This is a genomic window from Alphaproteobacteria bacterium, assembly GCA_025800285.1.
Classification (GTDB): Bacteria; Pseudomonadota; Alphaproteobacteria; order JAOXRX01; family JAOXRX01; genus JAOXRX01.
Map to the genome: position 1 here is coordinate 1 of JAOXRX010000057.1, position 591 is coordinate 591.

The 591-nt window shown below is 29.3% G+C and carries 1 protein-coding gene; it reads right to left on the reverse strand.

Annotated elements, in window-relative coordinates; all coding sequences use genetic code 11:
* On the reverse strand, positions 1-591 hold a 591-nt coding region (locus tag OIF36_02710), incomplete at both ends, for an RraA family protein (protein MCV6599374.1).

Here is a 591-nt window from a genome sequence, read left to right on the forward strand (position 1 = left end):
AATTCCATCATTATCCCCAAAGATTAAATCACCAGGAGAAACAAATACACCAAATAAATTGATTGTTTTATTAACAGACTCAACTATTGCTCTTTTTCTAACATCCTTACATGAATAACCAGTAGAATAAACAGGAAAATCTAAGAGGTTCACCTCTGCACTATCTCTTGTTTTTCCTCCTATTATTGCTCCTATAGCTCCTGAACGAATAGCTAGACTAGCATTTAATTCACCAAAATATGCATATTCTGGACATTCATTTTCCACAACAATGATATCTTCTGAGATTATACTATCATAAGATTCTAAAGCATCATAAATACTAGTATAAGATTCATTATTATTAAGCTTTTTTAACTTTAATGTTTTTGCATATCCAAGAATTTTTTTATGCTCTAAATTAAGCTTTAAATTATTTATAACTCCATCAATTTTTAAATCATCTAAAATATCTGATAACATTGATGAACTTAAAAGATTACCAAGGTTCTTAAAAAGCTTTCTCTCTTTTTCTCGTTTTCCTGCAGCTATTAACTCTGCGAGTTCAAAATCATCAGCATAATTTACATCTATTGCTTCTAAAGGAGAAGC